The organism is Ruminococcus sp. RTP21198st1_G1_RTP21198_201120 (assembly GCF_040924265.1).
Taxonomy (GTDB): domain Bacteria; phylum Bacillota; class Clostridia; order Oscillospirales; family Ruminococcaceae; genus Hominimerdicola; species Hominimerdicola aceti.
This window is the reverse complement of the sequence record NZ_JBCOMH010000028.1, coordinates 1-18,345: the sequence shown is the minus strand read 5'-3', so window position 1 is coordinate 18,345 and position 18,345 is coordinate 1. Positions and strand designations below refer to the sequence as shown.

Sequence of the window (18,345 nt, the reverse complement as noted above, 5' to 3'; positions counted from 1 at the left end):
TTTGCGCTGTCTACTTGACAGGGGGCGGGTCAGTGTGAGTGCCGTCGATTTTTTTGCTATAGCAGAAAAGCTCTTAGATCACAGGAACGATCTAAGAGCTTTTTTATTTTGTTATTTTATGATTCATCATGATGTGCTTTTGACGGCAAAATTACGTTATTCGTATAACAATAAATAACTATTTTACGGCTCTTTTTAAGCTTTGCTTTGTCGAATTTCGTCAAATCCTCTATTTTACGAAAATATTCAATTATCAAGTTGCAATTCTATAAGTTATCTTATACGATTCATATATTCCGCTTTCTGCTCAAAAGACGAGTGAACATAGCGATCAAGTGTAATACTTACATTACTATGTCCCAGTATTTCTGACAAAGCTTTTACATCAAAACCGAGTTTTATGCAATTTGTGGCAAAGAAATGTCTTATAGCATGAAAATGTACTGACGGTAAATTTCCGTTTTTTAAAATCTTGGCAAACCTATATTGTATCGTCCTTGGTTCTATTGGCTTTTTCTTGTTAGAAAGTATGTAATTATCATTATCTCCTCTGTTGTTTTTCAAAAGCTCTAAAACACATTTTGGAATGGGAATTTTTCTTTTTGAAGACTCGCTTTTCGGTTCTGCAAGCATAAGCTTAGTTTTGCATAGCCCATTCTTTACTTGTATTCTTTGCAAAGTCTTATTCACACTTATGAAACCCTGTTCAATGTCAATGTTTTCCCATTTTAAGGCACAAAGTTCACCTATTCGTAAACCCGTTACTCTTGAAAGATAAATTCCTATAGATGTAAGATCATTCTTTTGAGCCAGTATATCACACAGCTTTTTGTCTTCATCGTCATTCAATATTCTTATTTCAACTCTGTGTTTCTTCGGCATTACAATACCGTCCATGATATTATCTATCTTATAAGTTTTATACGCATATTTGAAAATAGATTTCATAAGAACTAAAATGTCAGTAATATAACGATTCGAGAGATTTTCCTGCTGTTTTCTTCTGATAAAATCATATATATCGTCATTGGTTATTTTACATATACATTTCTGCCCAAAGAAAGGCAGAATATGTTTGTCAGCTTTTAAAATATAATTTGCAGCGGTTGATTCTTTTATGCGTATTGTGACAGTGCCAAACCATTCCTCATACACTTCTGTGAATGTTTTTCTTATTTGCGTTTTAGATATAAGATCAATGTGATATTTTTTCATTTTTGCAATTACTTCATCATGCGTTTTGCCGAAAAAAGCATGATATTTTCGTTTTGATCCTGATGTATCCAAAAATACCCTTCCCTCATATCTTCCGTCTTTTCTGAGATAAACATTTCGATAATTCATCTTAAGCCCTCCAAATTTCAGTAAGTTTTTTCATATATATTGTAAGTTTTGCTGTTTTTAATTCTATTTCTACATTTTTTGTTCATACTTATTGACAAATACAGTAATAAGGTGTATAATAACATAGGTAAACAAAAATTTACTTTTGAGCTTATGTGCATCTGTTATTAAATTATATGTCCTATATTTTCGATTTTAAAGTGCATATTATTATGACAAGCTTTTTTCGTAAAATAGAGGATTTGACGAAAAGGGGATAACTGGCAATGTACAAGATCGACCCGATAGTAAAAAAGATCAGTTCGGAAATAGTTGTCTGCACGGGTGATCAAAAGCTTGAGTATTGTTCAGGTATTGAATTATCAAAAGCTCAATTTGATAAGAGATATGTTATTGATATGATCTATGCAGAGAATGAAAGAATAATCATTGTTCTGAAAGAGGCTGATATAAACAGCACTGATTGGTGTCAGGATAAGGACGTTGGGTTCTTTTAGGTGTGTGTAGAAAATATGTCTGATAAGAAAAAACATATTATTGCGTTAGTTCTATTTTATGGTTATATATCTATTTTGCTTTGGATAACGATATTTAGCAGACAAAGTCCTACAGGAAAAAATATGTTGATGCATCCATTATGGGAGTATATTGCATTATTCAAAAATATTAGCTGGCATGCAGCTCGTGATATCGTTATGAATATGCTATTATTTATACCTTATGGATTTTTATTTTCGTGTGCTTATGTCAAATATAGAAAATACACTATTATTTTGGCGATTGCTTTATCTGTGTTTATAGAAATAATTCAATTGATTTTCCAACTTGGATGGTCAGAAATTGATGATGTTGTTAATAATACCATTGGGGCATTTATTGGATACAAAGTTTATGGAAGGACGATCAAAAAATGAATATTCCATTTTCACCACCGGATATTACTGAAGCGGAAATAAATGAGGTCGCAGAAGCGCTTCGTTCTGGTTGGATCACAACTGGTCCTAGAACAAAAGAACTTGAGAAAAGGCTGTCTGAGTATTGCCATACTAGCAAGACTGTTTGTTTAAATTCTGCAACAGCGGCAGAGGAGCTTAATTTCAGAATATGCGGAATTGGTGACGGTGATGAGGTGATCGTTCCTGCGTATACATATACTGCGACTGCATCTGCTGCAATACATTGTGGTGCAAAAGTAGTATTTGTGGATAGTCAGAAGGATTCTACAGAAATGGATTACGATAAAGTAGCTGCTGCTATTACTGAAAGAACAAAGGCAATCGTAGCGGTTGATCTTGCAGGAATTGTTGCTGATTATGATAGATTATATAGTATCGCAAATAACAAAAGAACGCTGTTCAATGCCAGAAAAGGCAATGATCTGGGTGCAAAGATTCAACAGACATTGGGAAGAGTTTTGATATTCTCAGATTGTGCTCATGGACTTGGTGCATCAAGAAACGGAAAAATGACAGGTTCTATTGCTGATTTTACGTCATTTAGTTTTCACGCAGTGAAAAATTTTACAACCGCTGAAGGCGGTGCAGCCACATGGAGAGATATTTCTGGAGTTGATAATGAGGAAATATATCATCAGTATCAGCTTTACAGCCTTCATGGACAGAGTAAAGATGCACTTGCTAAAACACAGCTTGGCGCGTGGGAATACGATATTGTAGGTCCTTGGTATAAGTGCAATATGACTGATATTATGGCAGCAATTGGTTTAGTGCAGCTTCAAAGATATGACTCTCTTTTACAGAAACGACGTAATATTATAAGAAGATATGATGAAATGTGTAATGAACTGGGTGTTATGCACCTAAATCATTATACAGAAAGTTCGAGTTCATCAGGGCATCTTTATCTTACACGTGTTCCAGGAATAAGTGATGAACAGCGTAGAGATATCATTATAAAGCTTGCTGAAATGGGTGTAAGTACAAACGTGCATTATAAACCGCTTCCAATGATGTCTGCGTATAAAAAAATGGGCTGGGATATCAAAGATTTTCCAAATGCGTATGCTTATTATGAAAACCTTATTACTTTACCACTTCATACGAAGCTTAGTGATGAAATGGTTGAGTATGTAATCAAATGCTTTAAAAAAGTTATTAAGGAGTACATTAAGTAAAAGTATGAAAGTTATACATAGTACAAAAAGTCTGACTACTAAATATATTTAATCAGTTAACATTAATTTTATTTTATATTATAGCAGAACAGATATTGGAATGGTATTATATTTAACATTTTGTTCTTTGTACCATTAAGAATTTTAATTGTTGGAAAAGGGAGTAGCTATTGGTGCTATTCTGACACTTGTAGTAGGGATGACTCAGTTTATTTTTAAGCTCAGATATTGTGAAGTTGATGATGTCGTAGATAATGTTATTGGAACTATTATTGGTGTTAAATTATCAGTTTATTTGTGGAAAGGTATTGCTGTTGTGTATAAAATTAAGAAAGTTGGTCTATTTGATTTTTCTGGGCAGATAAGAGTAAACAGTATTCTTTATAATTGCGGTAAGGATATGGCGGAAAAATACGATTTACATCACTGGGACAATTCACATTTTAAGAATTTTATAATAGTAGTTTTTTGTGTGCTGAAAAATTCAGTGTATCTTGTTAGTGAAGAAGACAATTATGTTGCTACATTTCAAACACGAAAAGTTGGTGAAATGTTTCGATTTGAAAAACTTGCATGTTTGCCAGAGATGTCGGGTAAGGGTATCGGTATGTTTTGTATTAACACTATTGAGAAAATGGCTCTAAAAATGAGTTGTAAAAAAGTGTGTATGGAGGTGTATGCTCCAAGCAAGCACGCATTAGATTTTTATTTGCATAGGGGCTACAAAGTATGTGGAAATACTAAAACTTTAAAGTATAGTGAAATAAGAATGGAGAAAGTGCTGTAATGAAGAAAGTACTTATTATTGGTGCAGGTTTTCTTCAGGATTTTGTTATATGCAAAGCCAACTCAATGGGCTATGAAACATATGCTGTAGACGCTGATCCTGATGCTGTTGGATTTAAGCATGCACATCATCATGGGGTAATTAATATTGTAGATGACCATGCTTGTTTAGAATATGCAAAAAGAAATAGTATAGACGGTGTGTTAACTGCTGCTACGGATTATGGTGTACTTACTGCTTCATACATTGCGCAAAAAATGGGATTACCAGGACTCAAATATGAAGTCGCAAAGCTAATAAAAAATAAATATAAAGTGAGAAAATGCTTATTTGAAAATCAAGTTGATGACACAGAACAAGCATATGAAATAGATGGATATACCAATTTAGAAGAACTGTCTTGTAGACTTTTATATCCCGTCATGGTTAAACCTTGCGACGGCTCAGGTAGTAGAGGTGCAAGTAGGGTGGATATATCAGCACAATTAAAAGCAGCGTGCCAATATGCAATGAAAAATTCAATAACACATAGAGCTGAAATTGAATCTTTTATCGATGGTAAAGAGTATGGTGCTGAAAGTTTAGTTATAAATGGTAAGATTTGTGTTTTAGGCATCATGCAGAAATGGATGACTAAGCCACCATATTATGCAGAGTTGGGCCATTCTATACCGACTGATTTGACTACTGAAGTTGAAGAAAAAGCAACAAGATATGTTTATAATGCTATTAAAGCACTTGGCATAAATCATGGCTCTGTTAATATGGATATGTTGATTACTAAAGAAGGAAAAATACATATTATCGATATTGGCGCACGTATGGGTGGAAATATGATTGGTCCATGTATTATTCCTTATGGAACAGGTATTGATTATATGGGAGCAATGATTCAAAATGCTGTTGCTGATCCAATTGATTTAAAAAGTGATGAGTATACTGCAGTGGCTACAAAGCTTCTTGCGTTTAAAGAAGGTATTGTTCAATATCTTCCAGATATTGAACAATTTGAAAAAAGATTTGGAGTTGAGGTTTATCATCATATGAAAGTTGGCATGCAAATTAATGAGTATCATACCAACCTTGATGGATGTGGATATATTGTTGCAAGAGCAGATACACAAGAAAAAGCAATAAAAAAGGCAGAAAATGCCCTTAATTACTTTAGAAATACAATTTTTTTAAGAACTAGGTGAGGATATGGATAAGAAGACACCCGAGCAACTTTATGTGGCATCAAAATCAAGAAAAAAGTATAAAGGAATCTATCAACTATGGTTTAAAAGATTTTTAGATATTATTTTTTGTCTTGTAGCACTTCCTATTGTATTTTTAGTATTAATTCCAGTTGCCATTGCAATTAAAATTGAAGATCGTGGTCCTGTATTTTATCGTTCCGCACGGTTAGGCGTTGGATTCAAAGAGTTTGGAATGTTGAAGTTTCGTTCAATGAAAGTGAATTCACCTGATTTGAGAAATAATGATGGTAGTACATTTAATTCTGAAAATGATTTAAGGGTTACAAAGGTCGGACATTTTCTCAGAGAAACTAGTATTGATGAAATACCACAGATTTTTAATATATTCAAGGGTGATATGAGTATTATTGGGCCTAGGCCTGGTGATGTGGAATCAAAGGATACTTATGAAGCCGATGAAAAAGATAAATTATTAATTAGACCAGGTATCACGGGATATACACAGGCTTATTATAGAAATAGTCTTGGTGTGCGTGATAAACGACTTTATGATGCATGGTACGCTCATAATGTATCTTTGATTCTTGATGTTAAGATTTTCTTTAAGAGCATTTGCACCGTTTTAAAAAGGGAAAATGTTTATACCAATGATACTGAGACTAAAACAATGCAACACTATGATGCACATAAATAAAAGTTTTGTATTCAGTTTTACTGTTTATTATATCGTGTGACTAGTGTTGATATAGTAATATGATAGCTTAATGAAAGGTAGAGCTTAATTTATGAAGAAGTTACTATACATAACCAATATTAGCAGAGGAGTATCGTCTTTTTCTGTTGCAGCAGTAAGAGCAACGGAAGACTTGGGAGTGGAATTTCATCTTGCTGGAAATTTTGATGGGACAACAAAAGAAAGCCTTAGAAAAAATGAGAAGGAATATGGAGTTAAATTACATCAAATAGATTTCATAAGAACGCCATATGATTTAAGAAATATTAAGGCCTATAAGCAACTTGTCCAACTAATGAAAAGAGAAAAGTTTGATGCAATACATTGCAATACTCCTATTGGGGGTGTACTGGGACGCTTAGCAGGGAAAAAGTGCAAAGTGAGAAAGATAATTTATCAAGCACACGGGTTTCATTTTTATAAAGGTGCCTCAAAGAAGAATTGGCTTATCTACTATCCAATTGAAAAATGGCTTGCAAAATATACAGACGCTCTTATTACAATTAATAATGAAGATTATGAACTAGCAAAGAGTAAATTTCAACTTCGACATAATGGTAAAGTGTATTATGTACCAGGCGTTGGAATAGATTTGTCTCAGTACGATTTGTCTGATGGTATAAGAGAGAAAAAAAGAACAGAGCTTGGATTAAAGGAAACAGATTTTGCATTAATATCAATGGGTGATTTAATTGAAAGGAAAAATTACTCGGTTGCAATTAAGGCTATGTCAAAAATCAGTGATCTCAATATACATTATTTTATTTGTGGTAAAGGTCCTGAAGAAGCAAAATTAATAAAATTATCTGAAGAACTTGGCCTTCGGAAAAGGGTGCATTTTCTTGGATATAGAAATGATATTAAGGAACTTCTGAAGGCCGCCGATGCTTTTTTATTTACTTCTAAACAAGAGGGCCTAGCACGTTCATTAATGGAGGCAATGGCAAGTGGTTTACCATGTGTTGTGTCAAATATACGTGGAAACACAGATTTGCTTGAGAATACTAATAGTGGCTTTCTTTGTGAAGCCACTGACGTATTAGCTTATACTAAAAAAATAAAAAAACTGGCAAATGATGAGACTGTGCGTAAAACTATGGGAAAAAATAGTCTTGTTGCTATACAAAAATTTAACATGGAGACAGTAGAGATAGCTGTCTCAAAGGTATATAAGTCTGAACTCAATGATATTACGTCCATATGAGTAATTTAGCTTGCCCAATATGCTAATACAAGGATGTAAAACTTTATTAAGTAGTTATTGCTCGGTTTTGTATTACAGATTAATTTTGATTTAAAATAATTAATATAAGGATGTGGATGGTGTTGAAGGTAGTTTTGTTACGTTCTAATCCTGTTTCCCCTGATCCACCAGTTGAAAAAATGGCAGATGCTTTACTATCACAGGGATATGAAGTGACAATATTAGGTTGGAATAGAAGTAGTAGTATATCTGATAAAGAAAAAATAATGTTAGAACACGGAAAAGCAAATATTATAAGATTCGGAATACCAGCTGTTTTTGATGGTGGATTAAAGAAAAACTTGTTTCCATTGGCAAAATTTCAGATAAAATTGTATCAATGGCTAAAGAAGTATAATGAAAAATATGATATTATCCACTCGTTCGATTTTGACACTGGTTATGTTGCTAATAAGATATCAAGAAGGTATGGTAAGAAGTTAGTATATCATATTCTTGATTTTTATGTTGATTCTCACCATGTTCCAAGCAATTATTTACGTTTGAAAGTTAAACAATCAGAAAATACAATTATAAATTGTTCAGAGGCAACTATTATCTGCTCTGAAAAGCGTCGAGAACAAATTGCTGATAGTTGTCCAAAAAAACTAGTGATAATTCACAATACACCCAAGTTTTGTGGTAATATTGGTTGTAATGTTATAAAACATAGTTCAAATGAAAGATATAAGATTGTTTATGTTGGCATACTTGCGGAGTCTAGATTTTTGCGGGAAATAATTGATTTTGTTGAAAATGATGAGCGATTTGAGTTGCACGTTGGAGGCTTCGGAATAATGGAGGATGAGATTGCTAGTGCTGCACAGAAGTGTAATCGAATTATTTTTTATGGAAAATTGCCTTATAATAAGACTTTATCGTTGGAAAATTCATGTAATATTATGACTGCTATATATGATCCAAAAGTTCCTAATCATAGGTATGCTGCACCGAATAAATTTTATGAGGCGTTGATGCTTGGGAAACCAATAGTTATGGCTAAGAATACAGGATTCGATGAAATTATAGAAGAAAATAACATTGGTTGCTTGATAGAATATTCCAAAAGTGGATTGAAAAATGGTATTTATTCACTTATAGATCAAAAAGATGATTGGTCTGCTATGGGTGAAAGGATGAAGAAGCTTTACTTGGAGGAATACAGTTGGACAGAGATGGAACGAAGAATAGTTGACTTATACACGGGATTAATTAATGAAGAAAATTTTAATAGTAAATAATAATTTGGATATGGGAGGAATTCAGAAGTCTCTCATAAATTTATTGAAAGAAATACATAATGATTATAATGTCACACTTTTGCTTTTTAGCAAAAGTGGCACTCTTTTGTCTGGTGTTCCAAATGATGTTAAAATTATTGAGCCGAACAAGTGTTATCGGATGTTGGGATTAACGAGAGCAGAATTAAAACAATATCCTTTACTGTTCATAATAAAATTTTTCCTTATGAAGGTTGCAGCGGTTTCTTCAAGAAGAAGTGCAATGAAATTGTTGGGACTATTTCAAAAGAAGATATATGGATATGATGCGGCGTTCTCCTACTCTCACTTACCACACCATAAGTATTTTTCTAATGGGTGTGGCGATTTCGTACTGGATAAAGTTGCATGTAAAAATAAAATTTGTCTAATACATTGTGATTATTTAAATTCAGGTTGTATGACAGGGGAAAATAATGCAGAGTATTCAGAGTTTGACAAAATTGCCTGTTGCTCAGAATCAGTAAAAAAAAGATTTATTCAAGGCTCAAATGTGGAAGAATCAAAAGTTTATACTTTGAGAAATTTTTACGATTTGGATATAGTTGGTTTGGCAAAGAAAGATCCATACCATTACGATGGTTCGTTTGTAAATTTATTGACAGTTGCAAGGCTATCTCCTGAAAAAGGAATAGAGCAGGCCATTGATGCATTATATGCAACTAGAAGAAAAGATATAAGATACTATATTATTGGTGATGGACCGCAAAGAGAATTATTAGTTGATAAAATTGCAAATTACAATATGAAAGATCAGGTTTACATGGCAGGGGAACAAGCAAATCCATATAGGTATATGAGAAATGCGGATTATTTATTAGTTCCTTCCTTACATGAGGCTGCTCCGATGGTTTTTGACGAGGCTAAAATCTTGGGACTTCCCATAATATCGACCAATACTACTTCTGCACATGAAATGATAACAAATGATTCTGGGATAGTATGTGAAGATTTTAGCATGTTGGAAAGTGTCTTAAAAAAATCAAAAAAAGAAGAAAAAAAAGAAGAAATTCTATTGACAAATGAAACACAACTTAAACAATTCTCCTATATAGAGAATGAATAAAATTTACAAGGAGCAGAAGTAAATGCAGATGAAAAAGCAGGAAATATGTGGCTTTAGTAAAATGATGCTGTTGCAGTGTTTGATTTTGTTTTTGGGAATATGCGGAGGTATATGGATTAATAGGTATATATTTATACCTACTGCAATATTTACTATACTAATATGCTTTACCAAAAACATCAACAATATCTATTATCATTTGTTTTTTTGTATGTCATTTACTGTAGTATATAAACTTAGTCCAACTACTACATCTCTCTTTGCTTATGTAATGATCGTGACAGGCGTAATTTTAATAGTGCGAATAAATTCTTTTAAAGTAACACAACTGATTCCTATATTAATTTTTTCAGCATATCTAATAGTGGGGATGGGAGATAATTATACCACTGCGTTTAAAATGATTATGGGAATAATCCTGTTTTACTTTTTTGTAAACAGGGTTAAGTTAAGTGATTTTAAAAATCACATCATGGCATTTATATTGGGCGTTATTGGTAGTTCTATTGTGGGAACTTTCCGCACTTCTTTATCGCAGTTGTCGGCGTATTTTAGAAACGAATATACCTTGTATAATGGTAGAAATGTGACATATCGATTCACTGGACTAAATTATGATCCGAATTTTTACGCTATGTCAGTTATATTTGCTGTTGTACTTTCTATGATTTTGATAATGAATAAAATAGGCAACAAAATTTTAATGTGGATTATATTTGTTTCGCTATTATTTTTTGGTTTTCAAACTTATAGTAAAATGTTTTTATTTTCTGTAGTAATAATTGGTATTGTATCAATGATTTATATGCTAAGATCACCGAAGATGATGGTGATAGCATTGGCATTCGTATTTACACTTGGAACAGGTATTGTGACTTGGCTAAAAAAAATAGGATATATGGACATAATGTTCAGTAGATTATTTGAAGGTGATATATCAACAGGTCGTTTTGACTTATGGAGAATATATTTTGAATATTTAAATAATTCTCCGTTATCATTAATTTTCGGACGGGGAATAGGTGCAAATTATCTTTCAGCTGGAGGTCCTCATAATACATATGTTGAATCAGTGTATTTTGTAGGAATATTGGGGAGCATTCTTTATTTGTTTATGATTGTTTTGATATTTCGAGCCCAAAAGTATAATAGACGAAAACGAATTATTAATTATTTGTTGCTCTTGGCGTTTATTATAATGAGCGGTGTTCTTGGTTGTTTCACGATAAATGAGCTTTCTTTTTATTATATGCTTATATGGGTAGGCTTGAATATCAATATTTCAAGTAAACGTTGTGTTTTTGAAGAAGGGAATAGTTCAGAATGTTTAGTGTAATAGTGCCGATTTATAAAGTTGAAAAGTATCTTTCACAATGCATAGAAAGTATTCTTAATCAAAGTTACAAAGATTTTGAACTTATTTTGGTCGATGACGGCTCTCCAGATGGATGTTCGTCTATTTGTGATGAATATAAGACAAGAGATAACAGAGTTAAAGTTGTTCACAAAAAGAACGGAGGTCTGGTTTCTGCAAGAAAAGCTGGACTAAAAATAGCGCAGGGCGAGTACATCTGCTTTGTCGATGGAGATGATTTTGTTTCACATGATATGCTTGAAACATATGGAAAGGAATTTTGTATACATAAGGTAGATGTGATTTGTACAGGATATACATCATACTATAATGAAAATACAGTAACAGAAATATATCAGCCGGGATCAAGCAAGATTTATGGCAAGAGTGAGTTGCAGAAAGAAATATATGTTAAGATGCTCTCGAAAGAACCTTTTTACTCATTTTACATCATTCCAACTGTTTGGTCAAAGTGTTTTAAAAGAAGCATTGCTGAAACAGTATATGAGAGTGTCCCAGATGATATCACTTTAGGTGAAGATGTTGCGGTTACTTATCCTATACTTTTAGAAGCTAATTCAATTAGTATTTTAAATTATACTGGATATATGTATCGCCAAAATATGAATTCTATGACACATACATATGATAAAAATTTGTTAAAAAGAATACATAATCTTATCGCATATCTAAAATTAATTGAAAAGAAGACAGGATGGGAGTCCAGTAATCAAATTAACGAATATGCAGTATACCTTTTGTTTTTGGCAAAAAACAATGAATTTAGTTTTAATAATGGTGATTCATATAAAGCCAAGAAGAAAAATATGAATCGATATTTGTGCGATTCGACCTTCCAAGAGGCATTGCGTAAAGTAAAGCTTACAGGAATGAGAAATAAATTTATTTTGTTTTGTTTTAAATCTAGGTGGACATTACCATTGTATTTGTGGGATAAAATTAAGTCAATTGGGAGAAAAAATGAGTAATAGTAGAACAAAGAACGCAATTTTGAATGTTATATTTTCTTTATTATTGCAATTAGCAACTTTTGCAAGAGGTTTAATATTGCCAAGGTTGATAATACCTGCATATGGTTCTGATGTTAATGGTTTGGTTTCATCTATCACTCAATTTTTAACATATATATCATTGCTAGAAGCCGGCGTAGGAAGTATATTTAGAGCTTCTTTATACAAGCCTTTATCCAAACATGATATGGATGGAGTGTCTGGAATAATCAATGAACAAAAAAGGTTTTATAGAAAAATAGGAGTTATTTTTGTTTTTTATGTGCTAGTTTTATGCGTAGTATACCCATTGATTGCCAAAACGGACATAGCTAGGTCATATATTGTTTCATTGATTTTGATATTAAGTGTAAGTACATTTGCTGAATATTTTGTATCACTTCCATATTCATCGTTGCTATCTGCGGATCAGAAAATCAGAATCAGTTATATTGTAAATATAATATATACAGTAGTTAATATTATTGTTTCTCTATTCTGGGTTAGTCTTAAAGCTGATATTAGGATGATATATTTCTCTATGTGTATTATTGGCTTGCTGAGACCTCTATTTTATACATTGTACGTCAAACGCCATTATAAGTTAAAGCGAAATGTCAAAGCTGATAAAACGGCTTTGAACCAACGTTGGAATGGAATGGTGCATCATTTTGCGTATTATATACATACAAATACAGATGCTGCCATACTTACTATTTTTGTTGGTACCGCCGTGGTTTCTGTTTACAATGTATATGGTGCAATAATTTTCGGTGTAGAAAAAATTATTACTTCTATTTCGACAGGAATAGCTGCTGGTTTAGGAAACCTGATTGAATCAAAAAAAGCGGATCAAATAAATGCGACTGTCAATCAGTTTGAACTAGTTCAAGGGGGGATAGCAACAGTTCTATACACCGTTACAGGACTTATGCTTATTCCTTTTATTCGATTATATACTATAAATATGACCGATATGGATTATATTCAGCCATTGTTTGGTTATGTTCTAATTTTGGCTGAGATTATTTATTGCTTGCGTTGCATTTATAGTACGGTGTCTACAAATGCTAATAAATTTAAGGAAACACAGTTGGGGGCAATACTTGAATGTGTATTAAATCTCTTGGTTTCCTTGGCATTGGTTCTAATTTGCAAATTGGGAATTCTCGGTGTCGCTATAGGAACTGTTGTAGGAATGTTGGTTCGTTATTTGTATGAGATCATATTTCTTTCTAAAAATGTAATATATAGACCGATAACCAAAGCTTTCAAGATGCTTACGGCAAGTTTTGCCATAATTATTATTGCTATAGTACTGTGTAATGTAATATTAGATTATACTAAAATTATGACATTCGCAAGCTGGTTTATATATGCAATTATTACAACTTTAATTGTGGGCATAATTGCTGCAACGGTGTATGTTATTTTTTATAAGGAAGATATTAAGTCGATTATTGGTCGATTTACTGCAAGGAGTTAGAGTATGAAAAGTATTGATGTTGAAGAGTTGAAGAAAATCGAATTAGATATTTTAGTTTATATTGACGTTCTATGTAAAAAAAATAAACTTAGATATTTTTTATGTGGCGGTACTCTTCTTGGTGCAGTTCGACATAAGGGATTTATCCCATGGGATGATGATATAGATATTGTGATGCCACGTCCAGACTATGATATTTTTATTGAACTATTGAATAAAACGAATGGCAAGTATAGAGCTTTATATCCAGCACAGTCTGACTATTATTATAATTTTGCAAAAGTTGTTGATAATGAAACCATACTTGATGAATTAAACTATAAGACGATAAAAAATATGGGCGTTTATGTGGATGTGTTTCCGCTTGAGGGAATGCCCTTGGATGAAAAAGAGTGTGAAAAGCATTTTTATGAAATGGATAAGTGTCGAAAACGAATAAATAGCTTTTTTAAATTAAGACCAACATTAAGAAAAAATATTTATGAATACGTTAAGAGTGTATTGTGGTACCTTATTAACCAAAAGTCGTGTTTAACTGATTACCAGCAGAAATATGAGAAATTAGCAAAGAAGTATCATTATGATAAGTCAAAATATGTATATGCAACAGGCGGTGCATATTATAAAAAAGATATTTTCTTAAAAAATATCTTTGACAATTGCACTGATGTAGAGTTTGAGGGGCAAATGTTTGCTGCTCCTAAAAACTATGATGCTTATTTAAAACAATTGTATGGTGATTATATGCGACTACCACCAGTGGAATCCAGAGTATCAAATCATAATTTTGAAGCTAGATACAAAGATATGGAGTGATAAAAAAGTGACTATAGCAATATTAACCGCAGGCGGAATTGGTTCAAGAACTCACCAGGATTTGCCTAAACAATTTATTACGGTGGATAATAAGCCAATAATAGTATATACACTTGAGGCTTTTCAACAGCACCCGAATATTGATGAAATTTATGTAGCTTGTTTAGAAGGCTGGAATAATGTTTTGGATGCCTATGCTAAACAGTTTAACATAGGTAAGTTAAAAAGAATTGTTACAGGCGGTAAAACAGGACAAGAGTCAATTTATAATGCGTTATCAGCTATAACTGAAGATCATAAAGAAACTGCAAATATTATCGTTATGATACATGACGGAAATAGACCTATGGTATCACAGGATATTATCACCGATAATATTGTCAAGCAGAAAATTAATGGATCTGCGGTAGCTGTTATTCCAACTTCAGAAGTTGTGTTTGTTTCAAAAGACGGCTTCAAGTCTAAGGAAGCATTAAAAAGAGAAGATCTTTGGCGTACACAAACTCCTCACTCATATAAATTTGATGAGTTGTGGTCAATACATCAAAGAGCAATAAATGATGGTATAACTAATACAGCTGCGTCGTGTTCATTAATGCAGCACTATGGTTATACGACCTATTTTTCAAAGGGATCTGAGAAAAATATAAAAATCACAACAGTAGAAGATATTGAAATATTTAAGGCATTACTTAATGCTAAAAACGATGCATGGATAAAGAAATGAAAGACATATTAGAGAATAAAATTTATATTTCTGACATTAAACGTGTAATAGAAAAAAATGATTTACATTGTTTCGATAATAGTAGCATACTCGTAACGGGTGGATTAGGATTGATTTGTTCATCTGTTGTGGATATTTTGATTGAATATAATATAAGTTCAAATGCAAATTTGATAATATATATTGCAGACATAAATCAAACTGGTTTTTCAGAAAGATATGGCAGTGTGAGTTGCGTAAAGTATGTTGAATATGACGCAACAAAGCCCATTGATTTCAACTTTAAGGTGGATTATATTATCCATGGCGCAGGCGTTGCATCACCGGAACTTTATGTAGCAAAACCGGTGGAAACGATGCTCTCAAATTTTAATGGAATATTAAATTTATTGGAGTATGCCAAGGATAATAATGTAAAGCGTATGCTATATATTTCATCAAGTGAGGTGTATGGCTCAAAAAGTACTGAGGAGGCATTTGAGGAAAGCCAATTCGGATCGATAGATATAAATTCCATACGCTCGTCATATTCTGAGGCTAAAAGGGCATCTGAGGTGCTGTGCAAGTCGTACTCATCTGAATATGATGTAGACACTGTTATTGTCAGACCCGGTCATATCTATGGGCCAACTGCATCTCCTAAAGATAAGAGAATTTCTTCTGACTTTTCATATCGTGCAGCACAAGGTAGAGATCTAGAGATGAAAAGCTTGGGGCTTCAAAAGCGTTCCTATTGCTATTCTTTGGATTGTGCTGCAGCTATTCTTGTTGCTTTAATAAATGGTGAAAAAGGTGAATCCTATAATATTGGTCATGATGAGGTCACAAGCATCAGGAAAATGGCACAAATTTTAGCTGAAGCCGGGAAGGTCAACTTGAAAATAAAAGAACCAACGGAAGCCGATTTAAAGCAGTTCAACCCAATGAATAATTCATCATTGAACAATGAGAAGATAAAAAGTATTGGATATACTGATACTTTTTCTATTCAGGAAGGCTTGACACATACGGTGGAGATATTAAAAGAACTGTAAATGCTAATTGATGAGTGGTGTTTAATATGAAGTTTAAAGTTTTAATGAAAAAGTTATGGAGGAAAGTCCGTGGCGGTAATCCAGATGTTTATGAACTTCGCTTGCGTGGTGTATCCATAGGTGAGAACTGTCATATTTATGGAAGCATTGACGATGGTCATGAATTTTTGGTTACTATTGGTGATAATGTTACACTTGCAAGTGGCAGTAAATTATTGACTCACGATGGTTCAACCAAAAAAATACTTGGTTATAGTAGAGTTGGCAGAATTGATATTGGAAATGATGTTTTTATCGGTGCATCAAGCATAGTTTTGCCAAATGTAAAAATCGGAGACAAAGTTATTGTAGGAGCTGGAAGTATCGTTACAAAGGATATTCCAGATAATTCTGTGGTGGTGGGAAATCCTGCCCATATTATTGGATCATATGACGATTATGTGGATAAGTGCAAAAAACAATTTGAACAAAAGCCTGTATGGGATACGTATTATTCACAAAAATCAGATGAGGAAAAGAGGCAAATGAAAATAGCTTTAGCTGAAAGTGGTTATGGCTTTGATATATAGGGAGTAAATATGAAACAAAAAATCATGTTGGTCTTTGGCACAAGACCAGAAGCAATTAAAATGTGTCCATTAGTCAATGAATTAAAAACAAGAGATTTTTTAGAAACTATCGTGTGCGTCACTGGTCAGCACAGGCAGATGCTGGATCAGGTTTTAAACACATTTAATGTTGTTCCTGATTATGATCTCTCAATTATGAAACAGGGTCAAACATTGTTTGATATAACAACAGGAATACTTGAAAAGATCAAAACTGTCCTTGAGAATGTTAAACCAGACGTAGTTCTTGTACATGGTGACACTTCTACCACTTTTGTAACTGCCTTGGCTTGTTTTTATCTTCAGATCCCAGTCGGACACGTTGAGGCGGGACTTCGTACATATAATATTTATTCGCCGTATCCCGAAGAATTTAATCGTCAGGCGGTCGGCATCATTTCACAGTATAATTTTGCACCAACTCAAATGGCGGCGGATAACCTTATTAAAGAGGGAAAAGATCCTTCTAAGATCTATATAACGGGCAATACAGTAATAGACGCAATGCAGCATACTGTAAAAGAGGATTATACACATCCTGAACTTGAATGGGTCGGTGATAGTAAATTGATTTTTATTACTGCACATAGGAGAGAAAATCTTGGCGAGCCAATGCATAATATGTTCAGAGCTATACGTCGTGTGCTGGATGAACATCCTGAATGTAAGGCTGTATATCCAATTCACATGAACCCCATTGTTAGAAAAGCGGCCGACGAAGAACTTGGTGGCTGTGACAGAATTCATATAATTGAGCCTATTGAAGTGTTTGATTGTCATAATTTTGAGGCTAGATGTCATCTTTGCTTAACAGATTCTGGTGGAATTCAGGAGGAAGTACCTTCATATGGTCGCCCAGTGCTTGTTATGAGGGATACTACAGAAAGACCAGAGGGTGTCAAAGCGGGTACGCTCAGACTTGTTGGAACAGATGAAGAAGCTATATATAAGAATTTTAAAGAACTTCTTGAAAATCAGGATGCGTATGATTCAATGGCTAAATCTTGTAATCCATATGGCGACGGCAATGCTTGTAAGAGAATTGCTGATATTTTAGAGGGTAAAGAGTATCAACCATGGATTGCAGGATAGTATTTGCTTTTTGTTAAATATCTGTAGCACAACTATTTATTCTGAGGTGTAAAATATGTCCAACTACATAAGATCCCTCCGCCAGCACCTAGGCCACACCCCACTCTTGCAGGTGGGAGCAAGCGTAATAGTAATAAACGAAGCAGGTCAAATGCTCATGCAGCAGAGAACAGACTGCGGAAGCTGGGGATATGCAGGCGGCTCGGTGGAACTTGGAGAGTCTGTTGAGCAAACAGCTGAAAGAGAGCTTTTTGAGGAAACAGGTCTTAAAGCACAAAAGCTCGAACTGCTTGGCGTCTATTCAGGCGAAAAAATGCAGTATACTTACCCCAACGGCGATAAGGTGTCAAATGTAGATATCGTCTACACCTGCCACGAGTATACAGGCGAGCTTAAAATGCAGGCTTCTGAGGTGTCGCAGCTTAAATTTAT

General features: G+C 33.5%; 19 protein-coding genes. 18 read left to right on the top strand and 1 reads right to left on the bottom strand.

The genetic code is table 11. The features are described from left to right. Positions 1 to 273: 273 nt before the first annotated feature. Positions 274 to 1,344 (bottom strand): site-specific integrase, encoded by a 1,071-nt coding sequence (locus AB5627_RS13735; protein WP_022287592.1) that lies wholly within the window; start codon positions 1,342 to 1,344, stop codon positions 274 to 276. 266 nt (positions 1,345 to 1,610) lie between these two features. Between AB5627_RS13735 and AB5627_RS13730 the strand changes: the two genes are divergently transcribed. From AB5627_RS13730 to AB5627_RS13645, 18 genes are all read left to right on the top strand, one after another. After that, positions 1,611 to 1,841, top strand: coding sequence for a hypothetical protein (locus AB5627_RS13730; protein ID WP_022287593.1), 231 nt, complete (start codon positions 1,611 to 1,613; stop codon positions 1,839 to 1,841). A 15-nt stretch (positions 1,842 to 1,856) separates the two neighbouring features. After that, a complete protein-coding gene (locus AB5627_RS13725) occupies positions 1,857 to 2,258 on the top strand; it encodes a VanZ family protein (protein ID WP_265291059.1) in 402 nt (133 codons plus the stop codon). Then, entirely contained in the window at positions 2,255 to 3,478 is a 1,224-nt protein-coding gene (locus AB5627_RS13720) for a DegT/DnrJ/EryC1/StrS aminotransferase family protein (RefSeq protein WP_265291058.1), read from the top strand. Before AB5627_RS13725 ends, AB5627_RS13720 begins: the two co-directional genes overlap by 4 nt. Positions 3,479 to 3,629: 151 nt before the next feature. After that, complete coding sequence (locus AB5627_RS13715) at positions 3,630 to 4,265, top strand: GNAT family N-acetyltransferase (RefSeq protein WP_265291057.1); 636 nt, start codon at positions 3,630 to 3,632, stop codon at positions 4,263 to 4,265. Next, positions 4,265 to 5,461 (top strand): ATP-grasp domain-containing protein, encoded by a 1,197-nt coding sequence (locus tag AB5627_RS13710; RefSeq protein WP_265291056.1) that lies wholly within the window; start codon positions 4,265 to 4,267, stop codon positions 5,459 to 5,461. The genes AB5627_RS13715 and AB5627_RS13710 overlap by 1 nt, the downstream gene beginning before the upstream one ends. A gap of 4 nt (positions 5,462 to 5,465) precedes the next feature. Next, entirely contained in the window at positions 5,466 to 6,158 is a 693-nt protein-coding gene (locus AB5627_RS13705) for a sugar transferase (RefSeq protein WP_265291055.1), read from the top strand. Between the two features lie 91 nt (positions 6,159 to 6,249). Next, on the top strand, positions 6,250 to 7,401 hold the full coding sequence (locus AB5627_RS13700) for a glycosyltransferase family 4 protein (protein ID WP_265291053.1): 1,152 nt from the start codon (positions 6,250 to 6,252) through the stop codon (positions 7,399 to 7,401). A 122-nt stretch (positions 7,402 to 7,523) separates the two neighbouring features. Then, a complete protein-coding gene (locus AB5627_RS13695; protein WP_265291052.1) occupies positions 7,524 to 8,681 on the top strand; it encodes a glycosyltransferase family 4 protein in 1,158 nt (385 codons plus the stop codon). Then, positions 8,656 to 9,786, top strand: coding sequence for a glycosyltransferase (locus AB5627_RS13690; protein ID WP_265291051.1), 1,131 nt, complete (start codon positions 8,656 to 8,658; stop codon positions 9,784 to 9,786). Before AB5627_RS13695 ends, AB5627_RS13690 begins: the two co-directional genes overlap by 26 nt. Before the next feature lie 22 nt (positions 9,787 to 9,808). Next, positions 9,809 to 11,122, top strand: a complete 1,314-nt coding sequence (locus AB5627_RS13685; protein ID WP_302837692.1) for an O-antigen ligase — start codon at positions 9,809 to 9,811, stop codon at positions 11,120 to 11,122. Continuing rightward, a complete protein-coding gene (locus tag AB5627_RS13680; protein ID WP_265291049.1) occupies positions 11,110 to 12,129 on the top strand; it encodes a glycosyltransferase family 2 protein in 1,020 nt (339 codons plus the stop codon). The genes AB5627_RS13685 and AB5627_RS13680 overlap by 13 nt, the downstream gene beginning before the upstream one ends. Continuing rightward, positions 12,122 to 13,636 carry a lipopolysaccharide biosynthesis protein gene (locus tag AB5627_RS13675; RefSeq protein WP_265291047.1) on the top strand — a complete coding sequence of 505 codons (1,515 nt, stop codon included), beginning with the start codon at positions 12,122 to 12,124 and terminating at the stop codon, positions 13,634 to 13,636. Before AB5627_RS13680 ends, AB5627_RS13675 begins: the two co-directional genes overlap by 8 nt. A gap of 3 nt (positions 13,637 to 13,639) precedes the next feature. Then, positions 13,640 to 14,452, top strand: coding sequence for a phosphorylcholine transferase LicD (locus AB5627_RS13670; RefSeq protein ID WP_265291046.1), 813 nt, complete (start codon positions 13,640 to 13,642; stop codon positions 14,450 to 14,452). A gap of 7 nt (positions 14,453 to 14,459) precedes the next feature. Beyond that, complete coding sequence (locus tag AB5627_RS13665) at positions 14,460 to 15,179, top strand: 2-C-methyl-D-erythritol 4-phosphate cytidylyltransferase (protein ID WP_265291045.1); 720 nt, start codon at positions 14,460 to 14,462, stop codon at positions 15,177 to 15,179. Then, positions 15,176 to 16,213, top strand: coding sequence for an NAD(P)-dependent oxidoreductase (locus tag AB5627_RS13660; protein ID WP_265291044.1), 1,038 nt, complete (start codon positions 15,176 to 15,178; stop codon positions 16,211 to 16,213). Before AB5627_RS13665 ends, AB5627_RS13660 begins: the two co-directional genes overlap by 4 nt. Positions 16,214 to 16,239: 26 nt before the next feature. Next, entirely contained in the window at positions 16,240 to 16,782 is a 543-nt protein-coding gene (locus tag AB5627_RS13655) for a DapH/DapD/GlmU-related protein (RefSeq protein WP_265291042.1), read from the top strand. A 9-nt stretch (positions 16,783 to 16,791) separates the two neighbouring features. Continuing rightward, complete coding sequence (gene wecB / locus AB5627_RS13650) at positions 16,792 to 17,913, top strand: non-hydrolyzing UDP-N-acetylglucosamine 2-epimerase (protein ID WP_265291041.1); 1,122 nt, start codon at positions 16,792 to 16,794, stop codon at positions 17,911 to 17,913. A 55-nt stretch (positions 17,914 to 17,968) separates the two neighbouring features. Next, on the top strand, positions 17,969 to 18,345 hold a 377-nt coding region (locus AB5627_RS13645; protein WP_368369902.1), incomplete at its 3' end, for an NUDIX hydrolase.